Source organism: Streptomyces albipurpureus (genome assembly GCF_023701525.1).
In the GTDB taxonomy this organism is placed as follows: Bacteria; Actinomycetota; Actinomycetes; order Streptomycetales; family Streptomycetaceae; genus Streptomyces; species Streptomyces albipurpureus.
On the sequence record NZ_JAMQAW010000096.1, the window covers coordinates 76,747 to 96,976 of the forward strand.

A 20,230-nucleotide genomic window follows, 5' to 3' on the forward strand; every position below is an offset into this window, starting at 1 on the left:
CGCCAGGGCGCCCGGCGGCCGGCGCTCAACCCTTGACGCAGACGACCTGCTTGAGCTTCGCCACCACCCGCACCAGATCCCTCTGCTGGTCGATGACCTTCTCGATCGGCTTGTACGCGCCCGGGATCTCATCCACGACCCCCGCGTCCTTACGGCACTCCACACCCTGGGTCTGCTGCTCCAGATCCTGTGTGGTGAACCTCTTCTTCGCGGCGTTGCGGCTCATCCTGCGGCCCGCGCCGTGCGAAGCGGAGTTGAACGACTTCTCGTTCCCGAGGCCCTTGACGATGTAGGAACCGGTGCCCATCGAGCCGGGGATGATGCCGTAGTCCCCGCTGCCGGCCCGAATCGCCCCCTTGCGCGTGACCAGCAGGTCCATGCCGTCGTAGCGCTCCTCCGACACATAGTTGTGGTGGCAGGAGATAACCGGTTCATAGGCGACCTTCGCCTTGCGGAACTCGCGCCGGACGACTTCCTGGAAGATCCCCATCATGATCGCGCGGTTGTACTTGGCGTACTCCTGCGCCCAGAACAGGTCATTTCGATACGCCTCCATCTGCGGGGTCTCCGCGATGAAGACCGCGAGGTCACGATCGATCAGGCCCTGGTTGTGGGAGAGCTTCTGGGCCTCGCCGATGTGGTGGTCTGCCAGCGCGTTGCCGATGTTCCGGGAGCCCGAGTGCAGCATCAGCCAGACCGCTCCCGTCTCGTCCAGGCAGAACTCGACGAAGTGATTGCCGCCGCCGAGCGTGCCCAGCTGCTTCGCCGCCCGTTCGCGACGGAACTTCACCGGGTCGGCCACCTGGTCGAAGCGGTTCCAGAAGTCGTCCCAACCCCGCGTGTCGAAGCCGAACACCCGCTCCACGTCGACCGGTTCACCGTGCATGCCCCGGCCCACCGGGATCGCCTCCTCGATCTTCGAACGCAGCCGGGAGAGATCACCCGGCAGGTCGTTCGCGGTGAGCGAGGACTTCACGGCCGACATGCCACAGCCGATGTCGACACCGACCGCGGCCGGGCAGACGGCTCCCTGCATGGCGATCACGGAACCGACCGTGGCGCCCTTGCCGTAGTGGACGTCCGGCATCACGGCAAGACCCTTGATCCACGGCAGGGTCGCCACGTTTCGCAGCTGCTGCATCGCGACGTCTTCGATCGTCGCCGGGTCGGTCCAGACGCGGATGGGCACCTTCGCACCCGGCAGTTCTACATAAGACATAGTTCCCAAACCCCCGAAAAATCCTTAAATCCCTGAAACACAAAACCGGTGCCAATGCCCGCGAAAACCCCAGCGGGCCGACAGCCACAGCAGCGTGTGCGATAGACATTGTGTCCATCGGCCGCCGTCGCGCGGCAACAGCTTTTCCGCTCGAAGGGAGCCTGGGACCGTGCAACGAAAGGCGTACGCACCCCACCCGGAGGCACGGGTGTACGCACCGCGCCGCAGGGTGAAGGAGTCCTCAACAGGTCGCGTGGCGGCGCTGCACGCCGCACTCCTCGCGGCGCTCGCGGTCGGCTGCACCTCGAACACCGGGGCCACCGGCTCCGGTACCGACGCCAAAGCCGGCCCGGGCACCAAGTCGATCGCCCAGCCCGGCAAGTACCGCACCCTGTTCGAACCCTGCGGGTCCGTCGGCAGCTCCGCGCTCAAGGACCTGCTGCCCGGCACCGTCGGACTCCCGGACAAGCAGCAGCAGGAGATCCTTCGCGGCTCAGCCAGCAGTACCTTCGACACCGACCGGCGGGTCGGCTGCGCCTGGAAGTCCGACGCCCCGGACGCCTCCCACAGCCTCAGCCTCGACATCGAGCGGGTGGTCTCCTATGACCCGGCGGTCAGCGACGACGACCGGGCACAGGAGCTGTTCACCGAGAAACAGATCGCAGCCGCCGTCCCCGTGGCCACAGAGGCCCCGACAGCGTCAGCATCAGCGTCGGCGCCGGTGTCGGGCACACCATCGATCGACGCCACAGAGCCAGCCGCCACACTCGGCTCAAGGATGCTCAACAGCATCGGTGACGCCGCCTACCTCGATGACGATCTCGCCTCCGCCGCGGCCGGCTCCACCGCTCAGCGGCGCACGGTGAGCGTGGTGTTCCGCACATCGAACGTCATCGCAACGGTCGTCTACACCGAACAATCCGGTCACACCACGGTGATCCCCGAGAGCAAGGAACTCCAGGAAAAGGCCCAGCACCTGGCCAGAAACCTGGTCAAGAAGTTCAGCGACTGAAGTCCCTCACCGACCCGATCGACCGGGACCCGGTTATCCACAGGCGTTCTCCACAGGCCCGCCGCCGATCCGCCCGATCCGCGTACGGTGGCTTCGCCGGTCGAATCGCCTCGACCGCCGATGACCGTACGACCACGACTGAAGGAACCATGCACCGAACAGCCCCGCGACTCGCCCGCATACTCGCCTGCGCAGCCGTCCCGGTGATGCTCGTCGCCTCCGGCTGCTCGTCGGACTCGGACGGCAAGCCAAAGGCCGAAAAGTCACAGAAGTCAGAAAAGACCGATAAAGCCGGTAGTTCCGGTGGCGCGGCCCTCGCTACCCCGGAGTCGGAGAAGAAGCCCGCGGTCGCCCCGGTGAAGTTCACCAAGCTCCCCGAAGCATGCAGGTCGCTCAAGCCGAAGACCATCGAGAAGCTGGTGCCCTCCACCAAGGCCAAGGCCGGCACACCCGGCCGGTCCACGGATCTGCTGACCCGCGGCAGCTGCTCATGGAACGGCCTGGACGACAACGGCGTCAAAGGCTCGCAGTACCGCTGGCTCGATGTGTCCTTCCTGCGCTTTGAGTCGGATGCCGCCCTCGGCACCAGCGGCAAGCAGCGAGCCCAGGAGGCGTACACCAAGGAAGTGGCCAAGAACCGCGCCACCACCGGCGCGAAGAACGTGAAAGCCGCGCCCTCGGCCGGAGTCGGCGAAGAGGCGACGGCCCTCAGTTATCAACTCCGCAAGACCGGCGAAGACTTCTCCTACGTCACGATCGTGACGCGTACGGACAACATCCTCATCACGCTCACCTACAACGGCACGGGTTACGCGGGCGCGAAGCCCCCGGCAGTGGCCGATCTCCTCAAGGATGCCGTGCCAGCGGTGAAGGAGACTGTTACCTCCGTTACCGCCGCCAACAAGTAGCCTGCCCCTGGCCGGAAAGGAACATGCGTTCCTGAGCGCGCGTTCCTCACCATGCGCACCCAAGAACCCGTTCCGTACCCGGACATGCGTACGCGTTACGAACAGGGGAGGGGGTCGCGGTGGCCGCGATGCAACTGACACGCACGCACCGCATACTCATCGGGGTCGTGGTCGCGGGCGCCGTGATCATTGCTGCGATCGGGTTTGCGGGTTCCTACGCGGCGGTGCGAGACCTGGCGGAGCGCAAGGGATTCGGCGATTTCGCGCTGGTCTTCCCGATCGGCATCGACGCGGGCATCTGTGTACTGCTGGCCCTGGACCTGCTGCTGACATGGATGCGCATTCCCTTCCCGCTGCTGCGACAGACCGCCTGGCTGCTCACCGTGGCCACGATCGCCTTCAACGGCGCTGCCTCGTGGCCGGACCCGCTGGGCGTCGGAATGCACTCCGTGATTCCGATCCTGTTCGTGGTCACCGTCGAGGCGGCACGGCACGCGGTCGGCCGGATCGCGGACATCACCGCCGACAAGCACATGGAGGGTGTCCGCATCACCCGCTGGCTGCTGTCGCCCATCCCCACCTTCAAGCTCTGGCGGCGGATGAAGCTCTGGGAGCTGCGCAGCTATGAGCAGGTGATCAAGTTGGAGCAGGACCGACTGATCTACCAGGCCAGGTTGCAGGCCCGCTTCGGGCGGGCCTGGCGGCGCAAGGCGCCGGTGGAGTCGCTGATGCCGCTGCGCCTTGCGAAGTACGGGGTGCCGCTCGCGGAGACCGCCGCCGCCGGCCTGGCAGCGGCCGGAATCGACCCGGTGCTCCTGCCCCCGGCACCCAAGCCGCAGCAGAAGTTGGCGGCACCGCCCCACGCCGCAGGGCAACCCGAGCTGCCCAGGGCGCAGGACCCCGCAGCCGAGCAGCACCCGTCGGAACACCCGGACCATCAGCAGCCCTACACCGGGCCAGGCGCCCATGGCAGCCCATGGTTCACGGCCACCCAGATGCCGCAGGACGCCTCCGAGCGGGCCTTCAATCCCACCTATGTCGAGGGCCTGGAGCCCACTCCGGTGCGGGTGCCGTCCGGACCCGGCCGTACGCGTCCGCTCGGTGGCATTCCGGGCCAGCGGCCAGAAGCCCCGGCCCCCCACCTCGCGCAGGCTCACACCCATGCGCAGGGCCAGCCCTATCCCCAGGCCCACGCCCATCCGCAGGGACCGGCCCAGCCTCAGGCACAGTCTCAGGGACAGCTCCAGGCACAGTTCCAGGACGGGACACAGTCCCCGTCGCTCGGAGAGGCCCACCCGCAGGAGCAGGCTCAGCCCCACCCCGCCCAGATGCAGCCCCACGCCCAAGCCCGACCGCCCCAGGGGCCGTTGCCCCAGACCGAGGCCCCTCAGCAGGCGCAGCAGCCCGCCCACCAGGCCGTACCGCAGGAGGAGCACCTTCAGCAGGTGCAGGAGCCGCGCCTTCAGCAGGTGCCGCAGGAGGAGCCGGCCCAGCAGTCCGCGCAACAACCGGTGTTCCACCAAGGGGAGCCGGTCCACGGGCCCGGCGTGGATCTACCGGACCCGGAACAGCTCGCCGAGGACCAGGAGTTCTATGAGGCGGCCTATCCGGTCTTCGCCTCGCTCTCGCACGATCTGGGGAAGTACCCCAGCGTTGAGCACCTCGACATACATCTGTCGGATGTCCACGGCATGAGCCACCCGCGCGGCACCGCGCTGCTGCGACAGGCGATGCCTGAGTTCCGGCAGCGCATGGAGGCCGAGTTGGAGGCCGAGCACATCGCGTAGGGCTTTCGCCTGGAACCGTGGCGCAGGAGCGTCAGACGGTGGGGCAGGCGGGTCGGGAGTGGCACCGGCCCACGCCCAGCGGGCCCAGGGCCCCGAGTTCTGGGGCCTGGCACCCGTTTCGCTGGTAGCCGCTGATCAGCCTCGCTCCCGTCTGCGTGTCGTCTCCCCCATGAACGCGATCGCCGCGCCCACCAGGAAGATGGCGAGATAGCCACCCACGGGGATGTTCCACCACAGATGCAGAAGGCCCCAGGGGTCATCGCCGAAGATTTGGCCCGCCGCGCCCAGTACGCCCTGGATTGCGGCGACCCAACCGATCGTGAGGATGATTTCGTTCTTCATGCCTCCACGGTCTCCCGGGCCCGCCCGCGATACGTCGTGCGCACGTCGGAACCGTTCATCAGCCAAAGGATGCAGTGCCCGACGAGGGCATCAGGTCACACCACCCCGCTGGCCGCAAAGGCCCCGCCCCCAAGGGAACGACATGGGCCGGGCGCTTCCTCCCGAAGGAGGAGCACCCGGCCCATGACCAGCGCGGAAGTCCCACCGCCGGCAGAAGCCGGGGCGGTGGTGAATCAGGCCCCCAGCAGTGTCCGCACCCGATCCGCACCCACCGCGAGCAGCAGCGTGGGCAGTCGCGGACCCGTCTCCCGGGTCACCAGCAGCCGGTACAGCAGAGCGAAGAACGACCGCTGGGCCGCCTTCAGCTCCGGGGTGGGCTTGGCATCCGGCTCCAGCCCCGCCAGCACCTTGGGCACCCCGTACACCAGCGTGGTCAGCCCGTCCAGGGACCAGTGCGAGTCCAGCCCGTCCAGCAGCAGCCGAAGCGACTCGCGGCCGTCGTCGTCCAGCGACTTCAGCAGCTCGTCGTCCGGCTCGGAGCGCACGATCGTCCGGGCGTCCGCCGGGACCTGGCTGGTGATCCAGTTCTCGGCGCGATCCAGCCGGGGCCGCACCTCATCCAGCGAGGTCAGCGGGTTCGCCGGGTCGAGCTCGCTCAGAATGCGAACGGTCTGCTCGCCGTGACCGCCGGTGATGTCCACGACGGAGGCCAGCGTCCGATACGGCAGCGGCCTCGGCGTGGTGGGAAGCGTCCCCGCCGCGGTGCCCACCGCACGGGTGTGGGCCGCCACATCGGCGGGCAGCGCCGAACCGTCCGCGATCTTCGCCGCCAGCTTGTCCCACTCGTCGTACAGCCGCTGGATCTCCTGATCGAAGGCGATCTTGAACGACTGGTTGGGCCTGCGCCGGGCGTAGAGCCAGCGCAGCAGCGGTGCTTCCATGATCTTCAGCGCGTCGGCCGGGGTGGGCACCCCACCGCGCGACGACGACATCTTCGCCATCCCGGAGATGCCGACGAAGGCGTACATCGGCCCGATCGGCTGCTGTCCGCCGAAGATGCTTCCGACGATCTCCCCGCCGACCTGGAACGACGAGCCCGGCGACGAGTGGTCGACACCGCTCGGCTCGAAGATGACGCCCTCGTACGCCCAGCGCATCGGCCAGTCGACCTTCCAGACCAGCTTTCCGCGGTTGAACCCGCTCAGCCGGACGGTCTCCGAGAAGTCGCACGCCGTGCAGACGTAGCTCAGCTCGGTGGTCTCGTCGTCATACGCCGTGACGGTGGTCAGGTCCTTCTCGCAGTTACCGCAGTACGGCTTGTACGGGAAGTAGCCGGCCGAACTGGTGCCGTCGTCCTCGGCGGCGGCACCGGAGCCCTCGGCGGCCTCCACCTCGGCCTCGTCGAGGGGCTTCTGCGACTTCTTGGCGGGGCCCTTCTTCGTGCGGTACTGGGCCAAGATCGCATCGATGTCGGCCCGGTGCTTCATCGCGTGCAGAACCTGCTCGCGATAGACGCCCGCGGTGTACTGCTCGGTCTGGCTGATGGAGTCGTACTCCACCCCCAGTTCGGCCAGGGACTCGATGAGCGCGCTCTTGAAGTGTTCGGACCAGTTCGGATGCGGGGAGCCCTTGGGCGCGGGCACCGAGGTCAGCGGGCGCCCGATGTGCTCGGCCCAGCTCTCGTCCACACCAGCGATACCCGCGGGGACCTTGCGGAAGCGGTCGTAGTCGTCCCAGGAGATGAGGTGGCGTACCTCATGGCCACGCCGCCTGACCTCGTCGGCAACCAGGTGCGGGGTCATGACCTCACGGAGATTGCCCAGGTGGACGGGGCCGGATGGCGAGATCCCGGAGGCGACGACGACAGGTTTCCCAGGCGCACGCCGTTCCGATTCCGCAATGACCTCGTCCGCGAAACGGGAGACCCAGTCGGTCTCGGTGCTGCTCTGAGCCACGGTCGGCACGTCCTTCTTTCTCGAAACTCCTCGACTACTCGGCGTAGACCATTCTCCCAGACGAAGTGACCCGCTCTGGAGCGGCCCGGCGGTCCGCTGTGCGTCGGGCCCCTCGCCACCGTCGGTCACCAGGGCCCGGATGCTCCCGGGCAGCCCTTAAGGGGAGGAGAGTGCCCTCTCCCCCATGGGACACTTGACAGCCGTAAGGAACCCTCCTCCCAGGAACGGAAGCTCATGGCCTCGGTCCCCTCTCTCGCTTCGACCGTGCAGCAGCGCCTCGCGGACGCCCTCTCGGCAGCCCTGCCGGAGGCCGGTTCCGCCGACCCGCTGCTGCGACGCAGCGACCGGGCCGACTTCCAGGCCAATGGCATCCTGGCCCTCGCCAAGCAGCTGAAGGGCAATCCGCGCGAGCTGGCGGCCAAGGTCGTCGGCGCACTCGCGGCCGGCGATCTGCTCCAGGAGATCGAGGTCTCGGGACCGGGCTTCCTGAACATCACGGTCACCGACCGGGCGATCGTCGAGACCCTGGCCGCCCGCGCCGCCGACGACCGGCTCGGAGTGCCGTACAACGAGCAGGCTGGCACGACCGTCATCGACTACGCCCAGCCGAATGTGGCCAAGGAGATGCACGTCGGCCACCTTCGGTCCGCCGTGATCGGGGCGGCGATGGTGGAGATCCTGGAGTTCACCGGCGAGAAGGTGGTCCGGCGCCATCACATCGGTGACTGGGGCACCCAGTTCGGCATGCTCATCCAGTATCTGGTCGAGCACCCGCACGAGCTGGACCACGACAAGGGCGAGACGGTCTCCGGCGAGGAGGCGATGTCGTCGCTCGGCCGGCTCTACAAGGCCTCCCGGACGCTCTTCGACTCCGACGAGGAGTTCAAGGCGCGGGCCCGGGACCGGGTGGTCGCCCTTCAGGCCGGGGACCCGGAGACGCTGGCGCGCTGGCAGCAGTTCGTCGATGAGTCGAAGATCTACTTCTACTCGGTCTTCGGCAAGCTCGACATGGAGATCCATGACGCCGATGTCGTGGGCGAGTCGGGCTACAACGACATGCTCAACGACACCTGCCGCTTCCTGGAGGAATCCGGGGTCGCGGTGCGTTCCGAGGGCGCGCTCTGCGTCTTCTTCGACGATGTGCTGGGCCCGGACGGCAAGCCGACCCCGCTGATCGTGCAGAAGTCGAACGGCGGCTTCGGCTATGCCGCCACCGACCTCTCCGCGATCCGTGACCGGGTGCAGAACCTCGGTGCGGACACCCTGCTGTATGTGGTGGACGCTCGGCAGGCCCTGCACTTCAGGATGGTCTTCGAGACGGCTCGCCGGGCGGGCTGGCTCAACGACCGGGTCAAGGCCGTCCAGTTGGCGTTCGGCACGGTGCTGGGCAAGGACGGCAAGCCGTTCAAGACCCGGGAGGGCGAGACCGTCCGGCTGGTGGATCTGCTCGATGAGGCCGTGGAGCACGCCACCGAGGTGGTCCGCGAGAAGGACACCCGTGGTGAGCTGACCGAAGAGGAGATCGCCGAGCGGGGGACGCAGGTCGGCGTCGGCGCCATCAAGTACGCCGACCTGTCCACGTCGGCCACCCGCGACTACCGCTTCGACCTGGACCAGATGGTGTCCCTCAACGGCGACACCTCCGTCTACCTCCAGTACGCGTACGCCCGTATCCAGTCCATCAAGCGCAGGGCAGGCGCTACGGGCCCGGCCGCTCACCCCGAGTTGGCGCTGGCCCCGGCGGAGCGCGCGCTGGCCCTGCATCTGGACCGGTTCAGCGAGACGATCGCCGAGGTGGCCGCCGCGTACGAGCCGCACAAGCTCGCCGCGTATCTGTACCAGCTCGCCTCCCATCTGACGAAGTTCTACGACCAGTGCCAGGTGCTGAGCGACGCCAACCCGCCGGAGGTCGTCGAGAACCGGCTGTTCCTGATCGATCTGACCGCACGGACCCTCCACCAGGGCATGGCGCTGCTGGGCATCCGCACCCCCGAGCGGCTGTAGCACCCACCCGGCTCACACGATCCACGCGGCGGCCGCGACCCGAGAGGGCCGCGGCCGCTTGCTCGGTACGCCTGCGCAGATCTCCCACCTCGCGAGCCGGTCCGCGAACATCCAGCAGGGCGACCGGGTGAGTACGGGGCACACCGGGACCCCTTGACCTCAAGTCCTCTTGAGGTTCCAGACTCTTCCCTGTCGCGAGACATTCGTATCGCTCACACCAGGGGAACTGACATGACTACCGACCGCGGCTTCTACTCGATCATCGAATACACCGTCGACGGCCCCGAGACGCAGACCGAGTTGGTGGACGGCTTCGCCGAAATCATCGATCAGTGGGTCAGCTTCCATCCCGGATTCCGCTCGGCCCGGTTCCACGTCAGTACGGACGGCACCCGTGTCTACAACGTCGTGCACTGGCGGGACGAGGCGGACTACCGCAACTTCGTCGAGACATCCGACACCGAAGGCCGGATGGCAGCCATCGGAAAGGCGCTGGACACGCTCTCCGGCAGGGCCGAACCCCGAATGAGCGGAGTCCCCACCTACACGGTCGTACGCGAAGTCGGCCCGAGAGAACGGCAGTAGCGCCTCGGCTCGGGGTGTCCACTCGTCGGCTCTGCGGCGGCGGGTTCCGCAAGGGAGCACCCATGTGCCGCCGGCCAGGACGCAGGCCCGAGCGATCGGTTCCGGGTCAGGGCCCCGACCCGGGCCCGGAGCGGCAGCGCAGCCAGTTCAGCGCATGCCTCAGGCCCCCTCGCCCCGGTTCGGCGTAGGCCCTCAGTTCTGGCGGCGAGGTACCCGCATCACCTCAGCTCAGTGCGTGCGAGGTCCGACCGGACGCCTGATCGATTTCGGTGTGGGCCTTCTGGAGCAACTGCGAGGCGAGATCCATGAGCGCCCGCGCACCCGCGATCTCCTCACCGACCCGCAACTGTTCGGCATCCGATGGGTGGCGCTGGGCAAGCCCGTGCGCGCGGTACTCGGTCCCGTCCGCCAGTCTCACCATGGCGGCGGCCCGGGTCCGGTCGTCCTCCTCCTGGAATTCCAGCTCGATATGCCAGCCGACGAGTGTCTGCATGATGGATCACCTCCGGAGTCACCCCTCCAGCGTGCGCCTGCCCGGCCGAGATCACCACTGTTCCACCCGCATTTGCTTACCTTTCGGTAAGTACCCCACTTATTAGTGGGTACTTGTCGTCGCCGCAGCCTGGATACGAGGATCAAGGAAAACCCCCCGCCCCCAGGAGCTCGGCTGTGAACTCGCCAAACCCGTCACACGTGCCCTCGCCCTTCGGCGCCGTACCCCGTCTCGCCGGCATCACCGCACCCGGCGCGCCCACCGTCCCCCTGGCCGTGCTGGGCCTCGGCATGATGGGGACCGCACTGGCCTCGGCCCTCCTCCAGGCCGGCCACCAGGTCACCGTCTGGAACCGCACGGCCGCCAAGACCGGCCCACTGGTCGCCCAGGGGGCGCTACCCGCCGACTCCCCCGCGGCAGCCGTCAGCGCGAGCAAGCTCATCATCGCCTGCCTGCTGACCAATGACCACGTCCAGGAGGTACTGGACGGCGTGGGCGACCAGCTGGCGGGCCGCACCATCGTCAATCTGACCAACGGCACCCCCGCACGCGCCCGTGAGCTGGCGGCCTGGGCCGCCGAGCACGGTGCGAGCTATCTCGACGGAGGCATCATGGCGGTGCCGCAGATGATCGCCGGCCCCCATGCCTATGTCTTCTACAGCGGCGACGAACGAGCCTTCAGGACCCATCAGCCCACCCTCGCCGCGTTCGGCGACACCAAGTTCGTCGGCGCCGACCCCGGGCTCGCAGCGCTGTACGACATAGCGCTGCTCACCGGGATGTACGGCATGACCGTCGGCGTGATGCAGGCGTTCGCCCTCGCCCGTACGGAGAACATTCCGGCCCGGGAGCTGTCAGAGCTCCTGGTGCCCTGGATCGGCGCGATGCTCGCGGGCGTCCCGGCCGACGCGGAGGCGATCGATTCCGATCAGCACCTCACCGATGTCTCCAGCCTCGCCGTCAACCATGCGGCGATCCCCAACTTCCTGGCCGCCTTTCGCGACCAGGGTGTGGACCCGCTCTTCTTTGGGCCGCTCCAGGAAGTACTGGACCGAGCGGTCAAGGAGGGGTACGGAGGGGACGGACTCTCCCGCCTGGCTACGTTGTTCGCCCGCTAGCCCGCGTACGGCCGTTAGCCCGCCGCTGACCGAGTGACATCCCCTGCGATCACCCGGCGCATCGCGAGAAGGGGGCAGAAACCACACCTTGTGCCCGAATACCCCCAGAGGCTTCCTCTTGGGTGGCACAAGCATCCAACTGCCACCCATTTCAACCCTCTTCCCCAACAGACCCAGCACTCAACCCTCGCCACGACAGGCCCAACCACCTCCCTCTTTGCACTAACTCGCCTTCTGCCCGATCCAGTTGTGCCACGCTAACCGCGCCGAGAGACCACGAACTCGCATTGGTCTATACCTTGACTGGACCAGACCGACGCGCTTGAGTAAGTGGTACAACCCCCCACCACGGCACTGCCCGGAGCCCCCACCTCCCTTCCGGGCAGGGCCGTTCCTCGCGCAAAGGAGACAGCGCGTGCGAAAAGGCATGAAGGCGTGGCTCGTTGCCATCGTCGCCGCCAGCGGTTTGGCCGCGGCAAGCCTCCTCCCTACAGCGTCCGCCGCCCCCGCCGCCGACGCAAAGTGCACCAACGCCCCCAGTTGGACCTTTGGTACCAACTACCGTACGGGCGACGTAGTCAAGTACACCGACGGCAAGCACTATGTCGCCGAGCACGACAACCCAGGCTGGAACCCCACCGTCAGCACCTGGTACTGGGACCCCTACACCTGTGTAGGTGGCGAGCCCAACCCCGACCCGAGCCCAAGCCCGAGCACCAGCCCCACCCAGAATCCCGACCCCAGCGGATTCGTGGTGAGCGAGGCTCAGTTCAACCAGATGTTCCCGAGCCGGAAGCCGTTCTACACCTACTCCGGACTGACGGCCGCCCTCAGCGCCTACCCCGGCTTCGCCAAGACCGGTACCGACACGGTCAAGAAGCAGGAGGCCGCGGCCTTCCTCGCCAACATCAGCCATGAGACCGGCGGGCTCGTCCACGTCGTGGAGCAGAACACCGCGAACTACCCGCACTACTGCGACCGCAACCAGCCCTACGGCTGCCCCGCCGGCCAGGCCGCGTACTACGGCCGCGGCCCGATCCAGCTCAGCTGGAACTTCAACTACAAGGCGGCCGGCGAGGCGCTCGGTATCGATCTGCTCAACAACCCCTGGAAGGTGGAGCAGGACGCGGCCGTGGCCTGGAAGACAGGCCTCTGGTACTGGAACACCCAGAACGGCCCGGGCACGATGACCGGCCACAACGCCATGGTGAACCAGGCGGGCTTCGGCCAGACGATCTGGTCGATCAACGGCAGCCTGGAATGCAACGGCGGCAACCCGGCACAGGTCCAGAGCCGGGTGAACAAGTACACCCAGTTCGCCCAGATCCTGGGCGTGCCGACCGGGTCGAACCTGTCCTGCTGAGCACCACCCAACAGACTGCGGGCCGGGATGCCTTCCCCGGCCCGCATTGTTGTGCCCGTACCGCTCTCACCAGCCGGCCCGGCCACTGGTTTCCCTCGACGGCCTCAGTGCTGCGCGCGCAGCAGGCCCGCGGCCTCCGTCGCCCAGTAGGTGAGGATCATCCGCGCCCCGGCCCGGCGAATGCCGGTGAGCGTCTCCAGCACCGCCTTCTCCCGGTCGATCCAGCCCTTCTCCGCGGCGGCCTCGACCATCGCGTACTCGCCGCTGATCTGGTAGGCGGCCACCGGTACGTCCACCGCGTCCGCGATCTTCGCCAGCACATCGAGATACGGCCCCGCGGGCTTGACCATCACCATGTCCGCGCCCTCTTCGAGGTCGAGCGCCAACTCGCGCAGGGACTCCCGGGCATTGGCCGGGTCCTGCTGATAGGTCTTGCGGTCCCCCCGCAACGACGACCCGACCGCCTCACGGAAGGGACCGTAGAAGGCGGACGAGTACTTCGCCGTGTACGCGAGGATCGACACATCCTCCCTGCCGATGTTGTCCAGCGCCTCCCGAACGACACCGACCTGGCCGTCCATCATCCCGCTGGGACCCACTACATGGACGCCCGCGTCGGCCTGCACCTGCGCCATCTCCGCGTAGCGCTCCAAGGTCGCGTCGTTGTCGACGCGGCCCTCGGTGTCCAGGACACCGCAGTGGCCGTGGTCGGTGTACTCGTCCAGACAGAGATCCGACATGATCACCAACTCATCGCCGACCTCGGCCCGCACATCGCGGATGGCGAGTTGGAGAATGCCGTCCGGGTCGGTGCCCGCCGTGCCGACGGCGTCCTTCTTCCCGTCCTCCGGCACCCCGAAGAGCATGATCCCCGAGACCCCGGCCGCACGAGCCTCCACGGCCGCCTTCCGCAGGGTGTCCCGGGTGTGCTGTACGACCCCCGGCATGGCGGAGATCGGCACGGGCTCACCGATGCCCTCCCGCACAAACGCGGGAAGGATCAGATCAGCGGGGTGCAGCCGGGTCTCGGCGACCATGCGCCGCAGGGCGGGGGTGGTCCGCAGTCGCCGCGGCCTGGCCTCCGGAAACGATCCATACACACTCATGGCACCTACGCTACGCCCCGGGCCGAGAGCGCCTGACGCAGGAGCAGCAGCTGGCCGACCTCAGCGACGTTCTTGGTCAGCTCGACCGTGATCCAGCCGGCCACCTCCACCAGCCTCAGCCCCTCTCCCCAGGCGAGCCCCTCGGTGCGGGCGGTGGAATCGAGATCGGCGTCGCTGAGCTGGAGCAGCTCAGCGCGCCAGTCGTTCCTGAGCGCCCCCAGCCACTCGACGGTGGCCTCGGCGCTGCCCGGCCAGTGGATCTCCTCCCTGGCGGGTGCCCCGGGACCGAAGCAGTGCTGGAACGTCGTCGTCCACCAGTAGCCCATGTGCCAGGTGAGCCAGCCGATCGAGGTGGTGGGCACGGGCTCGGGCTCGGGCACCTGCCAGTCGGCGACCCAGTGGCCGGCGGCGTCCTGCCGTACGGTCCAGCTCCCCGGGGCCGGCTCCCAGAGGCAGGCGGCGTCGTCGATGCCGGGCAGGTGGTACTCCCAGAGGGCCCATACGGTGTCGAGCTGGCGTATGAGCAGTTCCACGCGGGCTACGGTCATCGAAGGAGCGTTTCACCGCTCCGGATCATGGAGCAACCGCTTTGGCCACGGCAGCCGAGCTCACCCGGTGCGCCACTTCACCACACGCCCTTGACCAGCCGCGGGCCGGTACCGGAACTCCCGGAAGAACGTGGGGGCCTGTGCCCCGGACCAGTTGGCCCGGGGCACAGGCCCCCACGCGTACCCACTTCTCAGGTGGTGCGCCTGCGCCGACCGCCCGGTCTGCGCTCCGACGGGCGCAGCACATGCTCGCCCGCCTCGACCGCCGCGGCCCGGCGGGCGGCGCCGAACTCCGCCAGCGCCTCCGCCAAGCGGTTCACCGAAGGCTCCGGAGAGAGCACGTCCACCCGCAGTCCGTGCTCCTCCGCCGTCTTGGCGGTGGCCGGGCCGATACATGCGATCACGGTCACGTTGTGCGGCTTGCCCGCGATACCGACCAGGTTGCGCACGGTGGAGGACGAGGTGAAGAGCACCGCGTCAAACCCGCCGCCCTTGATCGCCTCCCGGGTGTCCGCGGGTGGCGGCGAGGCCCGTACCGTGCGGTACGCGGTGACGTCGTCCACCTCCCAGCCCAGCTCGATCAGGCCCGCGACCAGGGTCTCGGTCGCGATGTCGGCACGCGGCAAAAACACCCGATCGATGGGGTCGAAGACAGGGTCGTACGGCGGCCAGTCCTCCAGGAGTCCGGCGGCCGACTGCTCACCGCTGGGCACCAGATCGGGCTTCACACCGAACTCGACCAGCGCCCGAGCCGTCTGCTCGCCCACCGCGGCCACCTTGATACCGGCGAACGCCCGTGCGTCGAGTCCGTACTCCTCGAACTTCTCGCGTACGGCCTTCACCGCGTTCACCGAGGTGAAGGCGATCCACTCGTACCGACCGGTCACCAGCCCCTTGACGGCCCGCTCCATCTGCTGCGGGGTACGCGGCGGTTCCACCGCGATCGTCGGGACCTCATGCGGAACCGCGCCGTACGAACGGAGTTGGTCGGAGAGCGAAGCCGACTGCTCCTTGGTCCGCGGCACCAACACCCGCCAACCGAACAGCGGCTTGGACTCGAACCACGCGAGCTGGTCCCGCTGGGCGGCACAACTGCGCTCACCGACCACGGCTATCACCGGTCGATGCCCATCGGGTGCCGGCAGCACCTTCGCCTGCTTGAGGGTCTGCGCGATGGTCCCGAGGGTGGCCGCCCAGGTCCGCTGCCGGGTGGTCGTACCAGCGACCGTGACCGTCAGCGGGGTGTCTGGCTTGCGACCGGCGGACACCAGTTCGTTCGCGGCGACGCCGATCGCGTCCAGCGTGGTGGAGACCACGACGGTGCAATCGCTCGCGCCAACCTCCGTCCAGCAGCGCTCACTTGCGCTGCGGGCATCCACGAAGCGGACATCCGCGCCCTGCGCGTCCCGCAGCGGCACACCCGCATAGGCGGGCACTCCCACGGCGGTGGCGATGCCCGGCACGACCTCGAAGGGAATCCCCTCCGCGGCGCACGCCAGCATCTCCTGACCGGCGTCGGCGTCCAGGCCCGGATCGCCGATCACGGCACGGACGACCCGCTTGCCGCTCCGGGCAGCCTCCATGACAAGATTGACCGCATCCCTGAGTACGGGGATTCTGGCGGCTGTTGACGCATCGTCAACAACCGTCAACTCAGGTGTGCTGACGCTCACCCGCGCATGGCTACGTACGACGTCGAGCACATCGGGCTCGGCGATCAGTACGTCGGCTACCGCGAGTGCCTCGACAGCCCGCAAGGTCAACAGTCCGGGATCGCCGGGACCGGCGCCGAGGAAAGTGACATGCCCGTGTGCCGAGAACGCCGAGGACGGGTTGGTGGTGGGGCTCAATGTGCTCGCTCCCCCATAAGACCAGCCGCACCCTTGGCGAGCATCTCGGACGCGAGTTCGCGCCCGAGCGCGATGGCGTCGCCGTGCGACGTGGGTACGGGACCGGTGGTGGACAGCTGCACCAGCGTCGAGCCGTCGGTTGTGCCGACGACGCCGCGCAGGCGCATTTCGGTGACATCCTGTCCGTCGCCCAACAGGTCGGCCAACGCACCCACAGGTGCGGAGCAGCCGGCCTCCAGGGCGGCGAGCAGGGAGCGCTCGGCAGTTACGGCGGCCCGGGTTGCCGGGTCGTCGAGCTGCGCGAGCAGGGCTGCGAGTCGCACGTTATCCGCGGTGCACTCGATCGCCAGGGCCCCCTGGCCGGGGGCCGGTAGGACGAAGTCGACCGACAGGAAGTCGGTGGCCTCGTCCGTCATTCCGATGCGGTTCAATCCGGCCGCGGCGAGTACCACCGCGTCCAGCTCCCCACTTCGTACGTATCCGATCCGGGTATCGATGTTGCCGCGGATCGGCACGGTCTGTATGTGCGTGTGGTGTGCACGCGCATATGCGTTCAACTGCGCCATCCTGCGTGGCGAGCCGGTTCCGACCCGAGCGCCCGCGGGCAGCCGGTCGAAAGTCAGTCCATCACGCGCCACCAGTACGTCCCGCGGGTCCTCGCGCAGCGGCACGGCCGCAAGCAGCAGGTCGTCGGGCTGGGTGGTGGGAAGGTCCTTCAGCGAATGAACGGCGAAATCCACCTCACCGCGCACCAGCGACTCCCGCAGCGCGGCCACGAAAACTCCCGTGCCGCCGATCTGCGCGAGATGCTCACGGGAAGTGTCCCCGTATGTCGTGATCTCCACGAGCTCGACGGGACGCCCGGTCAACTGGCGCACCGCCCGAGCCACTTGCCCCGACTGGGCCATGGCGAGCTTGCTGCGCCTGGTCCCGAGTCTGAGTGCACTCTCGGTCATACTCGCCCTCGGTTCTTGACATCTGCGTCATTCAAATCGGCCCGGCTGACGGAGGCGACCGTCTCCGGGTCGAGGTCGAAGAGTGTCCGCAGGGCGTCGGCGTACCCGGCGCCACCCGGTTCGCTCGCAAGCTGCTTGACCCGCACGGTGGGGGCGTGAAGCAGCTTGTCCACGACACGGCGGACGGTCTGTTTGATCTCGGCGCGCTCCTTCTCGTCGAGCGCGGGGAGCCGGCCTTCGAGCCGGGCGATCTCGCCGGCGACCACATCGGCGGCCATCGTGCGCAGAGCGACGACGGTCGGGGTGATGTGCGCGGCACGTTGCGCGGCCCCGAAGGCAGCGACCTCGTCGGAGACTATGCGCCGCACCTGGTCGACATCGGCGGCCATCGGCGCATCGGCCGATGCCTCGGCGAGCGACTCGATATCGACCAGCCGCACCCCGGGAAGCCGGTGGACGGCGTGATCGATGTCGCGGGGCATGGCGAGGTCGAGCAGTCCCATGCTTACGGGAGCGCTTCCTCGCCCGTTCGGTACGGCGGAGCGAACCCGGTGGGGGTGGGCCGCGCTCCCTGCGGGGCTGGTGTTCTCGGCGTTCGCCGCCCAGACCCCGTGCTGGGAGAGCTCGCGCGGCGAGTGCTGGACATCGAGCCCGATGGGGCAGGTGCCAGCGTCATCGGCACCGTCATGGGTGGTCGCCGCCCGCAGCGAGGCCGGGCCCGCCGTGGTCGGCGATCCGCTGCCCGCGGCCTCGCCGGCAACGCCGCCCGGCCGCTCGACATCGTCGACAGCGGCCATGGACCCGGTCGCCTGGTCCGGTACGCGACCGTCCCGGGCGGCCGTGGCCGCGAGCCGCGCGACCAGGCTGCCCTCGGGGGCCAGCAGATCACCTGGGTGCGGGTGGTCCTCGTCGGGGGAGGGGGAATCGGAGAGTGCGGTGTCCTGACGGCTCACCGCGCGCTCGGACAGCGCCCCGGCAACCGCTTCCGCGGTCAGCACCAGACCCGTTGCGCCGGTGCACGACACCACCGCGTCGGCACGTGTCAGCTCCCCGGCGACCTCGACCATGGGCACCGCGCGTACGGTCATGTCGTCCAAGGCCGCGCCCGAGAGGACCGAGGCGAGTCGTTCCGCCCGATCCAACGTCCGGTTCGCGATGACCAGTTCAGCCACGCCGAGCCGGGCGAGTGTCGTCGCGGCGAGCGAGGACATCGATCCGGCGCCGATCACCAGCACCCGCTTGCCGACGGCCCAGCTCTCCACCTCAGCGCCTTCGGCCAGCTGTTCCAGGCCGAACGTCACCAGGGACTGCCCGGCCCGGTCGATCCCGGTCTCGCTGTGGGCCCGCTTGCCGACCCGCAGGGACTGCTGGAAGAGGTCGTTGATCAGCCGACCGGCGGAGTGCTGCTCCTGGCCGCGGGCGAGCGCGTCCTTGATCTGGCCGAGGATCTGCCCCTCGCCGACGACCATGGAGTCAAGACCGCAGGCCACCGAGAAGAGGTGGTGGACCGCGCGGTCCTCGTAGTGCACATAGAGATAAGGGGTCAGCTCCTCCAGGCCCACGCCGCTGTGCTGGGCGAGCAGCGTGGACAGCTCGGCCACGCCCGCGTGGAACTTCTCCACGTCCGCGTACAGCTCGATGCGGTTGCAGGTGGCGAGCACCGCCGCCTCGGCCGCGGGCTCCGCGGCCAGCGTGTCCTGGAGCAGCTTGCCCTGGGCGTCCGCGGAGAGCGAGGCCCGTTCCAGCACGCTCACCGGAGCGCTGCGATGGCTCAGCCCGATGACCAGAAGGCTCATGCCGGCATCACGGCGGGCATGTCTCCGTCGGGTCCCTTCCGGCTCGCGGCCTCGGCATCGGCTTCCTCGCCGGCCTTGCGCTGCTCGTGGAAGGCGAGGATCTGGAGTTCGATCGAGAGGTCGACCTTGCGCACATCCACGCCGTCGGGCACGGACAGCACGGTGGGGGCGAAGTTCAGGATGGAGGTGACGCCGGCGGCGACCAGGCGCTCACACACCTGCTGGGCCGCGCCCGCGGGTGTCGCGATGACGCCGATCGACACACCGTTGTCGCTGATGATCTTCTCCAGCTCATCGGCGTGCTGCACCGGCATCCCGGCGACCGGCTTGCCTGCCATGGCCGGGTCGGCGTCGATCAGCGCGGCGACCCGGAACCCACGGGAGGCGAACCCACCGTAGTTGGCGAGTGCGGCGCCGAGGTTACCGATACCGACGATCACCACGGGCCAGTCCTGGGTCAGACCCAGTTCCCGGGAGATCTGGTAGACGAGGTACTCCACGTCATAGCCAACACCTCGCGTTCCATAGGAACCGAGGTACGAGAAGTCCTTCCGCAGCTTCGCGGAATTGACCCCTGCCGCTGCCGCCAGCTCTTCGGATGAGACTGTGGGCACGGACCGCTCGGACAGAGCGGTCAGCGCCCGCAGATACAGCGGGAGCCGGGCGACGGTGGCCTCGGGGATTCCTCGGCTGCGGGTCGCCGGTCGGTGATTTCGGCCAGTTGCCACGGTGCTCCTGCGGGATGAGCGGGGCTCTAGGCGGCCGTGTGTCCCAAGACCGCCCCGTCGAATGCAGGCTATGTCTTTGTGAACGCGTGCACAAAGATAGTGTCCGTTTTGTCCGAGCAAAGTGATCGGGGTCACGCGCTCAGATCGCGTAAACCCGGAACCACGAGCCACGTCGGCCCGTTCAAGGCGCGAAGGGGGCAAAACCGTACACACTCCTCATGTATCTGCCCCCGAGACCGCTTACTCTGCCCTGTCTCCCTGGAATCCCGAAAGAGCCATGACAACGGCAGTCGGAAACGACGGGCTTCCCCATCGCAATCAAGCGCCCCCATCACGCCAGCAGCACGCGCCCCGGCAACCCCGCCGACCATGCCCACCAACCCCCCGTAGTCGATTCACAGCCGCCACATAGGCAACAGGGGTCACGCTGGGCCGATGGGAATCCAGCTCACCCCCGCCC

17 protein-coding genes are annotated in these 20,230 nt (G+C 68.3%); 7 read left to right on the forward strand and 10 right to left on the reverse strand.

All coding sequences use genetic code 11. From position 1 onward, the window contains the following. Positions 1–25 precede the first annotated feature (25 nt). Entirely contained in the window at positions 26–1,219 is a 1,194-nt protein-coding gene (locus NBG84_RS38055; protein ID WP_250924294.1) for an RtcB family protein, read from the reverse strand. 169 nt (positions 1,220–1,388) lie between these two features. Here NBG84_RS38055 and NBG84_RS38060 point away from each other — a divergent pair, with 169 nt between their 5' ends. The 3 genes from NBG84_RS38060 (at position 1,389) to NBG84_RS38070 (ending at position 4,926) form a co-directional block, all read left to right on the forward strand. Continuing rightward, entirely contained in the window at positions 1,389–2,231 is an 843-nt protein-coding gene (locus NBG84_RS38060) for a DUF3558 domain-containing protein (RefSeq protein ID WP_425608778.1), read from the forward strand. A 149-nt stretch (positions 2,232–2,380) separates the two neighbouring features. Continuing rightward, positions 2,381–3,139, forward strand: a complete 759-nt coding sequence (locus NBG84_RS38065) for a DUF3558 domain-containing protein (RefSeq protein ID WP_250924295.1) — start codon at positions 2,381–2,383, stop codon at positions 3,137–3,139. A 119-nt stretch (positions 3,140–3,258) separates the two neighbouring features. After that, positions 3,259–4,926 carry a DUF2637 domain-containing protein gene (locus NBG84_RS38070; RefSeq protein ID WP_250924296.1) on the forward strand — a complete coding sequence of 556 codons (1,668 nt, stop codon included), beginning with the start codon at positions 3,259–3,261 and terminating at the stop codon, positions 4,924–4,926. Positions 4,927–5,061: 135 nt separating this feature from the next. Here NBG84_RS38070 and NBG84_RS38075 read toward each other — a convergent pair whose 3' ends face one another. Beyond that, complete coding sequence (locus tag NBG84_RS38075; protein WP_250924297.1) at positions 5,062–5,268, reverse strand: hypothetical protein; 207 nt, start codon at positions 5,266–5,268, stop codon at positions 5,062–5,064. A 233-nt stretch (positions 5,269–5,501) separates the two neighbouring features. Then, positions 5,502–7,232 (reverse strand): lysine--tRNA ligase, encoded by a 1,731-nt coding sequence (gene lysS / locus NBG84_RS38080; protein WP_250924298.1) that lies wholly within the window; start codon positions 7,230–7,232, stop codon positions 5,502–5,504. A gap of 225 nt (positions 7,233–7,457) precedes the next feature. Here lysS and argS point away from each other — a divergent pair, with 225 nt between their 5' ends. Beyond that, entirely contained in the window at positions 7,458–9,227 is a 1,770-nt protein-coding gene (gene argS, locus NBG84_RS38085) for an arginine--tRNA ligase (RefSeq protein ID WP_250924299.1), read from the forward strand. Positions 9,228–9,458: 231 nt separating this feature from the next. After that, the gene (locus NBG84_RS38090; protein WP_250924300.1) at positions 9,459–9,812 is read left to right on the forward strand and encodes an antibiotic biosynthesis monooxygenase; all 354 of its coding nucleotides are present in this window, start codon (positions 9,459–9,461) and stop codon (positions 9,810–9,812) included. Between the two features lie 223 nt (positions 9,813–10,035). Here the strand turns inward: NBG84_RS38090 and NBG84_RS38095 are convergent, their stop codons facing one another. Then, on the reverse strand, positions 10,036–10,305 hold the full coding sequence (locus tag NBG84_RS38095) for a DUF1876 domain-containing protein (protein WP_250924301.1): 270 nt from the start codon (positions 10,303–10,305) through the stop codon (positions 10,036–10,038). A gap of 176 nt (positions 10,306–10,481) precedes the next feature. Between NBG84_RS38095 and NBG84_RS38100 the strand changes: the two genes are divergently transcribed. Both NBG84_RS38100 and NBG84_RS38105 read left to right on the forward strand, forming a co-directional pair. Further along, positions 10,482–11,423, forward strand: coding sequence for an NAD(P)-dependent oxidoreductase (locus NBG84_RS38100; RefSeq protein ID WP_250924302.1), 942 nt, complete (start codon positions 10,482–10,484; stop codon positions 11,421–11,423). A gap of 427 nt (positions 11,424–11,850) precedes the next feature. After that, a complete protein-coding gene (locus tag NBG84_RS38105; RefSeq protein WP_250924324.1) occupies positions 11,851–12,786 on the forward strand; it encodes a glycoside hydrolase family 19 protein in 936 nt (311 codons plus the stop codon). A 104-nt stretch (positions 12,787–12,890) separates the two neighbouring features. On the opposite strand, the gene hemB is transcribed toward NBG84_RS38105, so the two are convergent. The 6 genes from hemB to NBG84_RS38135 all read right to left on the reverse strand — a co-directional run bounded on the left by hemB (position 12,891) and on the right by NBG84_RS38135 (position 19,770). Then, a complete protein-coding gene (hemB, locus tag NBG84_RS38110; RefSeq protein ID WP_250924303.1) occupies positions 12,891–13,892 on the reverse strand; it encodes a porphobilinogen synthase in 1,002 nt (333 codons plus the stop codon). A 5-nt stretch (positions 13,893–13,897) separates the two neighbouring features. Further along, positions 13,898–14,440 (reverse strand): DinB family protein, encoded by a 543-nt coding sequence (locus tag NBG84_RS38115; RefSeq protein ID WP_250924304.1) that lies wholly within the window; start codon positions 14,438–14,440, stop codon positions 13,898–13,900. Positions 14,441–14,631: 191 nt separating this feature from the next. Beyond that, the gene (locus NBG84_RS38120; RefSeq protein ID WP_250924305.1) at positions 14,632–16,290 is read right to left on the reverse strand and encodes a bifunctional uroporphyrinogen-III C-methyltransferase/uroporphyrinogen-III synthase; all 1,659 of its coding nucleotides are present in this window, start codon (positions 16,288–16,290) and stop codon (positions 14,632–14,634) included. Then, on the reverse strand, positions 16,287–17,246 hold the full coding sequence (hemC, locus tag NBG84_RS38125; RefSeq protein WP_250924306.1) for a hydroxymethylbilane synthase: 960 nt from the start codon (positions 17,244–17,246) through the stop codon (positions 16,287–16,289). The genes NBG84_RS38120 and hemC overlap by 4 nt, the downstream gene beginning before the upstream one ends. Next, on the reverse strand, positions 17,243–19,042 hold the full coding sequence (locus tag NBG84_RS38130; protein ID WP_250924307.1) for a glutamyl-tRNA reductase: 1,800 nt from the start codon (positions 19,040–19,042) through the stop codon (positions 17,243–17,245). The genes hemC and NBG84_RS38130 overlap by 4 nt, the downstream gene beginning before the upstream one ends. Continuing rightward, positions 19,039–19,770: a redox-sensing transcriptional repressor Rex gene (locus tag NBG84_RS38135; protein ID WP_250924308.1), complete on the reverse strand. Its 732-nt coding sequence runs from the start codon at positions 19,768–19,770 to the stop codon at positions 19,039–19,041. The genes NBG84_RS38130 and NBG84_RS38135 overlap by 4 nt, the downstream gene beginning before the upstream one ends. Between the last annotated feature and the right edge of the window lie 460 nt (positions 19,771–20,230).

Excerpts from the sequence above, each read along its gene's own strand:
- NBG84_RS38055 (WP_250924294.1), bottom strand. The coding sequence starts at position 1,219 with ATGTCTTATGTAGAACTGCCGGGTGCGAAGGTGCCCATCCGCGTCTGG.
- NBG84_RS38065 (WP_250924295.1), top strand. The coding sequence starts at position 2,381 with ATGCACCGAACAGCCCCGCGACTCGCCCGCATACTCGCCTGCGCAGCC.
- NBG84_RS38075 (WP_250924297.1), bottom strand. The coding sequence starts at position 5,268 with ATGAAGAACGAAATCATCCTCACGATCGGTTGGGTCGCCGCAATCCAG.
- argS (WP_250924299.1), top strand. The coding sequence starts at position 7,458 with ATGGCCTCGGTCCCCTCTCTCGCTTCGACCGTGCAGCAGCGCCTCGCG.
- NBG84_RS38090 (WP_250924300.1), top strand. The coding sequence starts at position 9,459 with ATGACTACCGACCGCGGCTTCTACTCGATCATCGAATACACCGTCGAC.
- NBG84_RS38095 (WP_250924301.1), bottom strand. The coding sequence starts at position 10,305 with ATGCAGACACTCGTCGGCTGGCATATCGAGCTGGAATTCCAGGAGGAG.
- NBG84_RS38105 (WP_250924324.1), top strand. The coding sequence starts at position 11,851 with ATGAAGGCGTGGCTCGTTGCCATCGTCGCCGCCAGCGGTTTGGCCGCG.
- hemB (WP_250924303.1), bottom strand. The coding sequence starts at position 13,892 with ATGAGTGTGTATGGATCGTTTCCGGAGGCCAGGCCGCGGCGACTGCGG.
- NBG84_RS38115 (WP_250924304.1), bottom strand. The coding sequence starts at position 14,440 with ATGACCGTAGCCCGCGTGGAACTGCTCATACGCCAGCTCGACACCGTA.
- hemC (WP_250924306.1), bottom strand. The coding sequence starts at position 17,246 with ATGACCGAGAGTGCACTCAGACTCGGGACCAGGCGCAGCAAGCTCGCC.
- NBG84_RS38130 (WP_250924307.1), bottom strand. The coding sequence starts at position 19,042 with ATGAGCCTTCTGGTCATCGGGCTGAGCCATCGCAGCGCTCCGGTGAGC.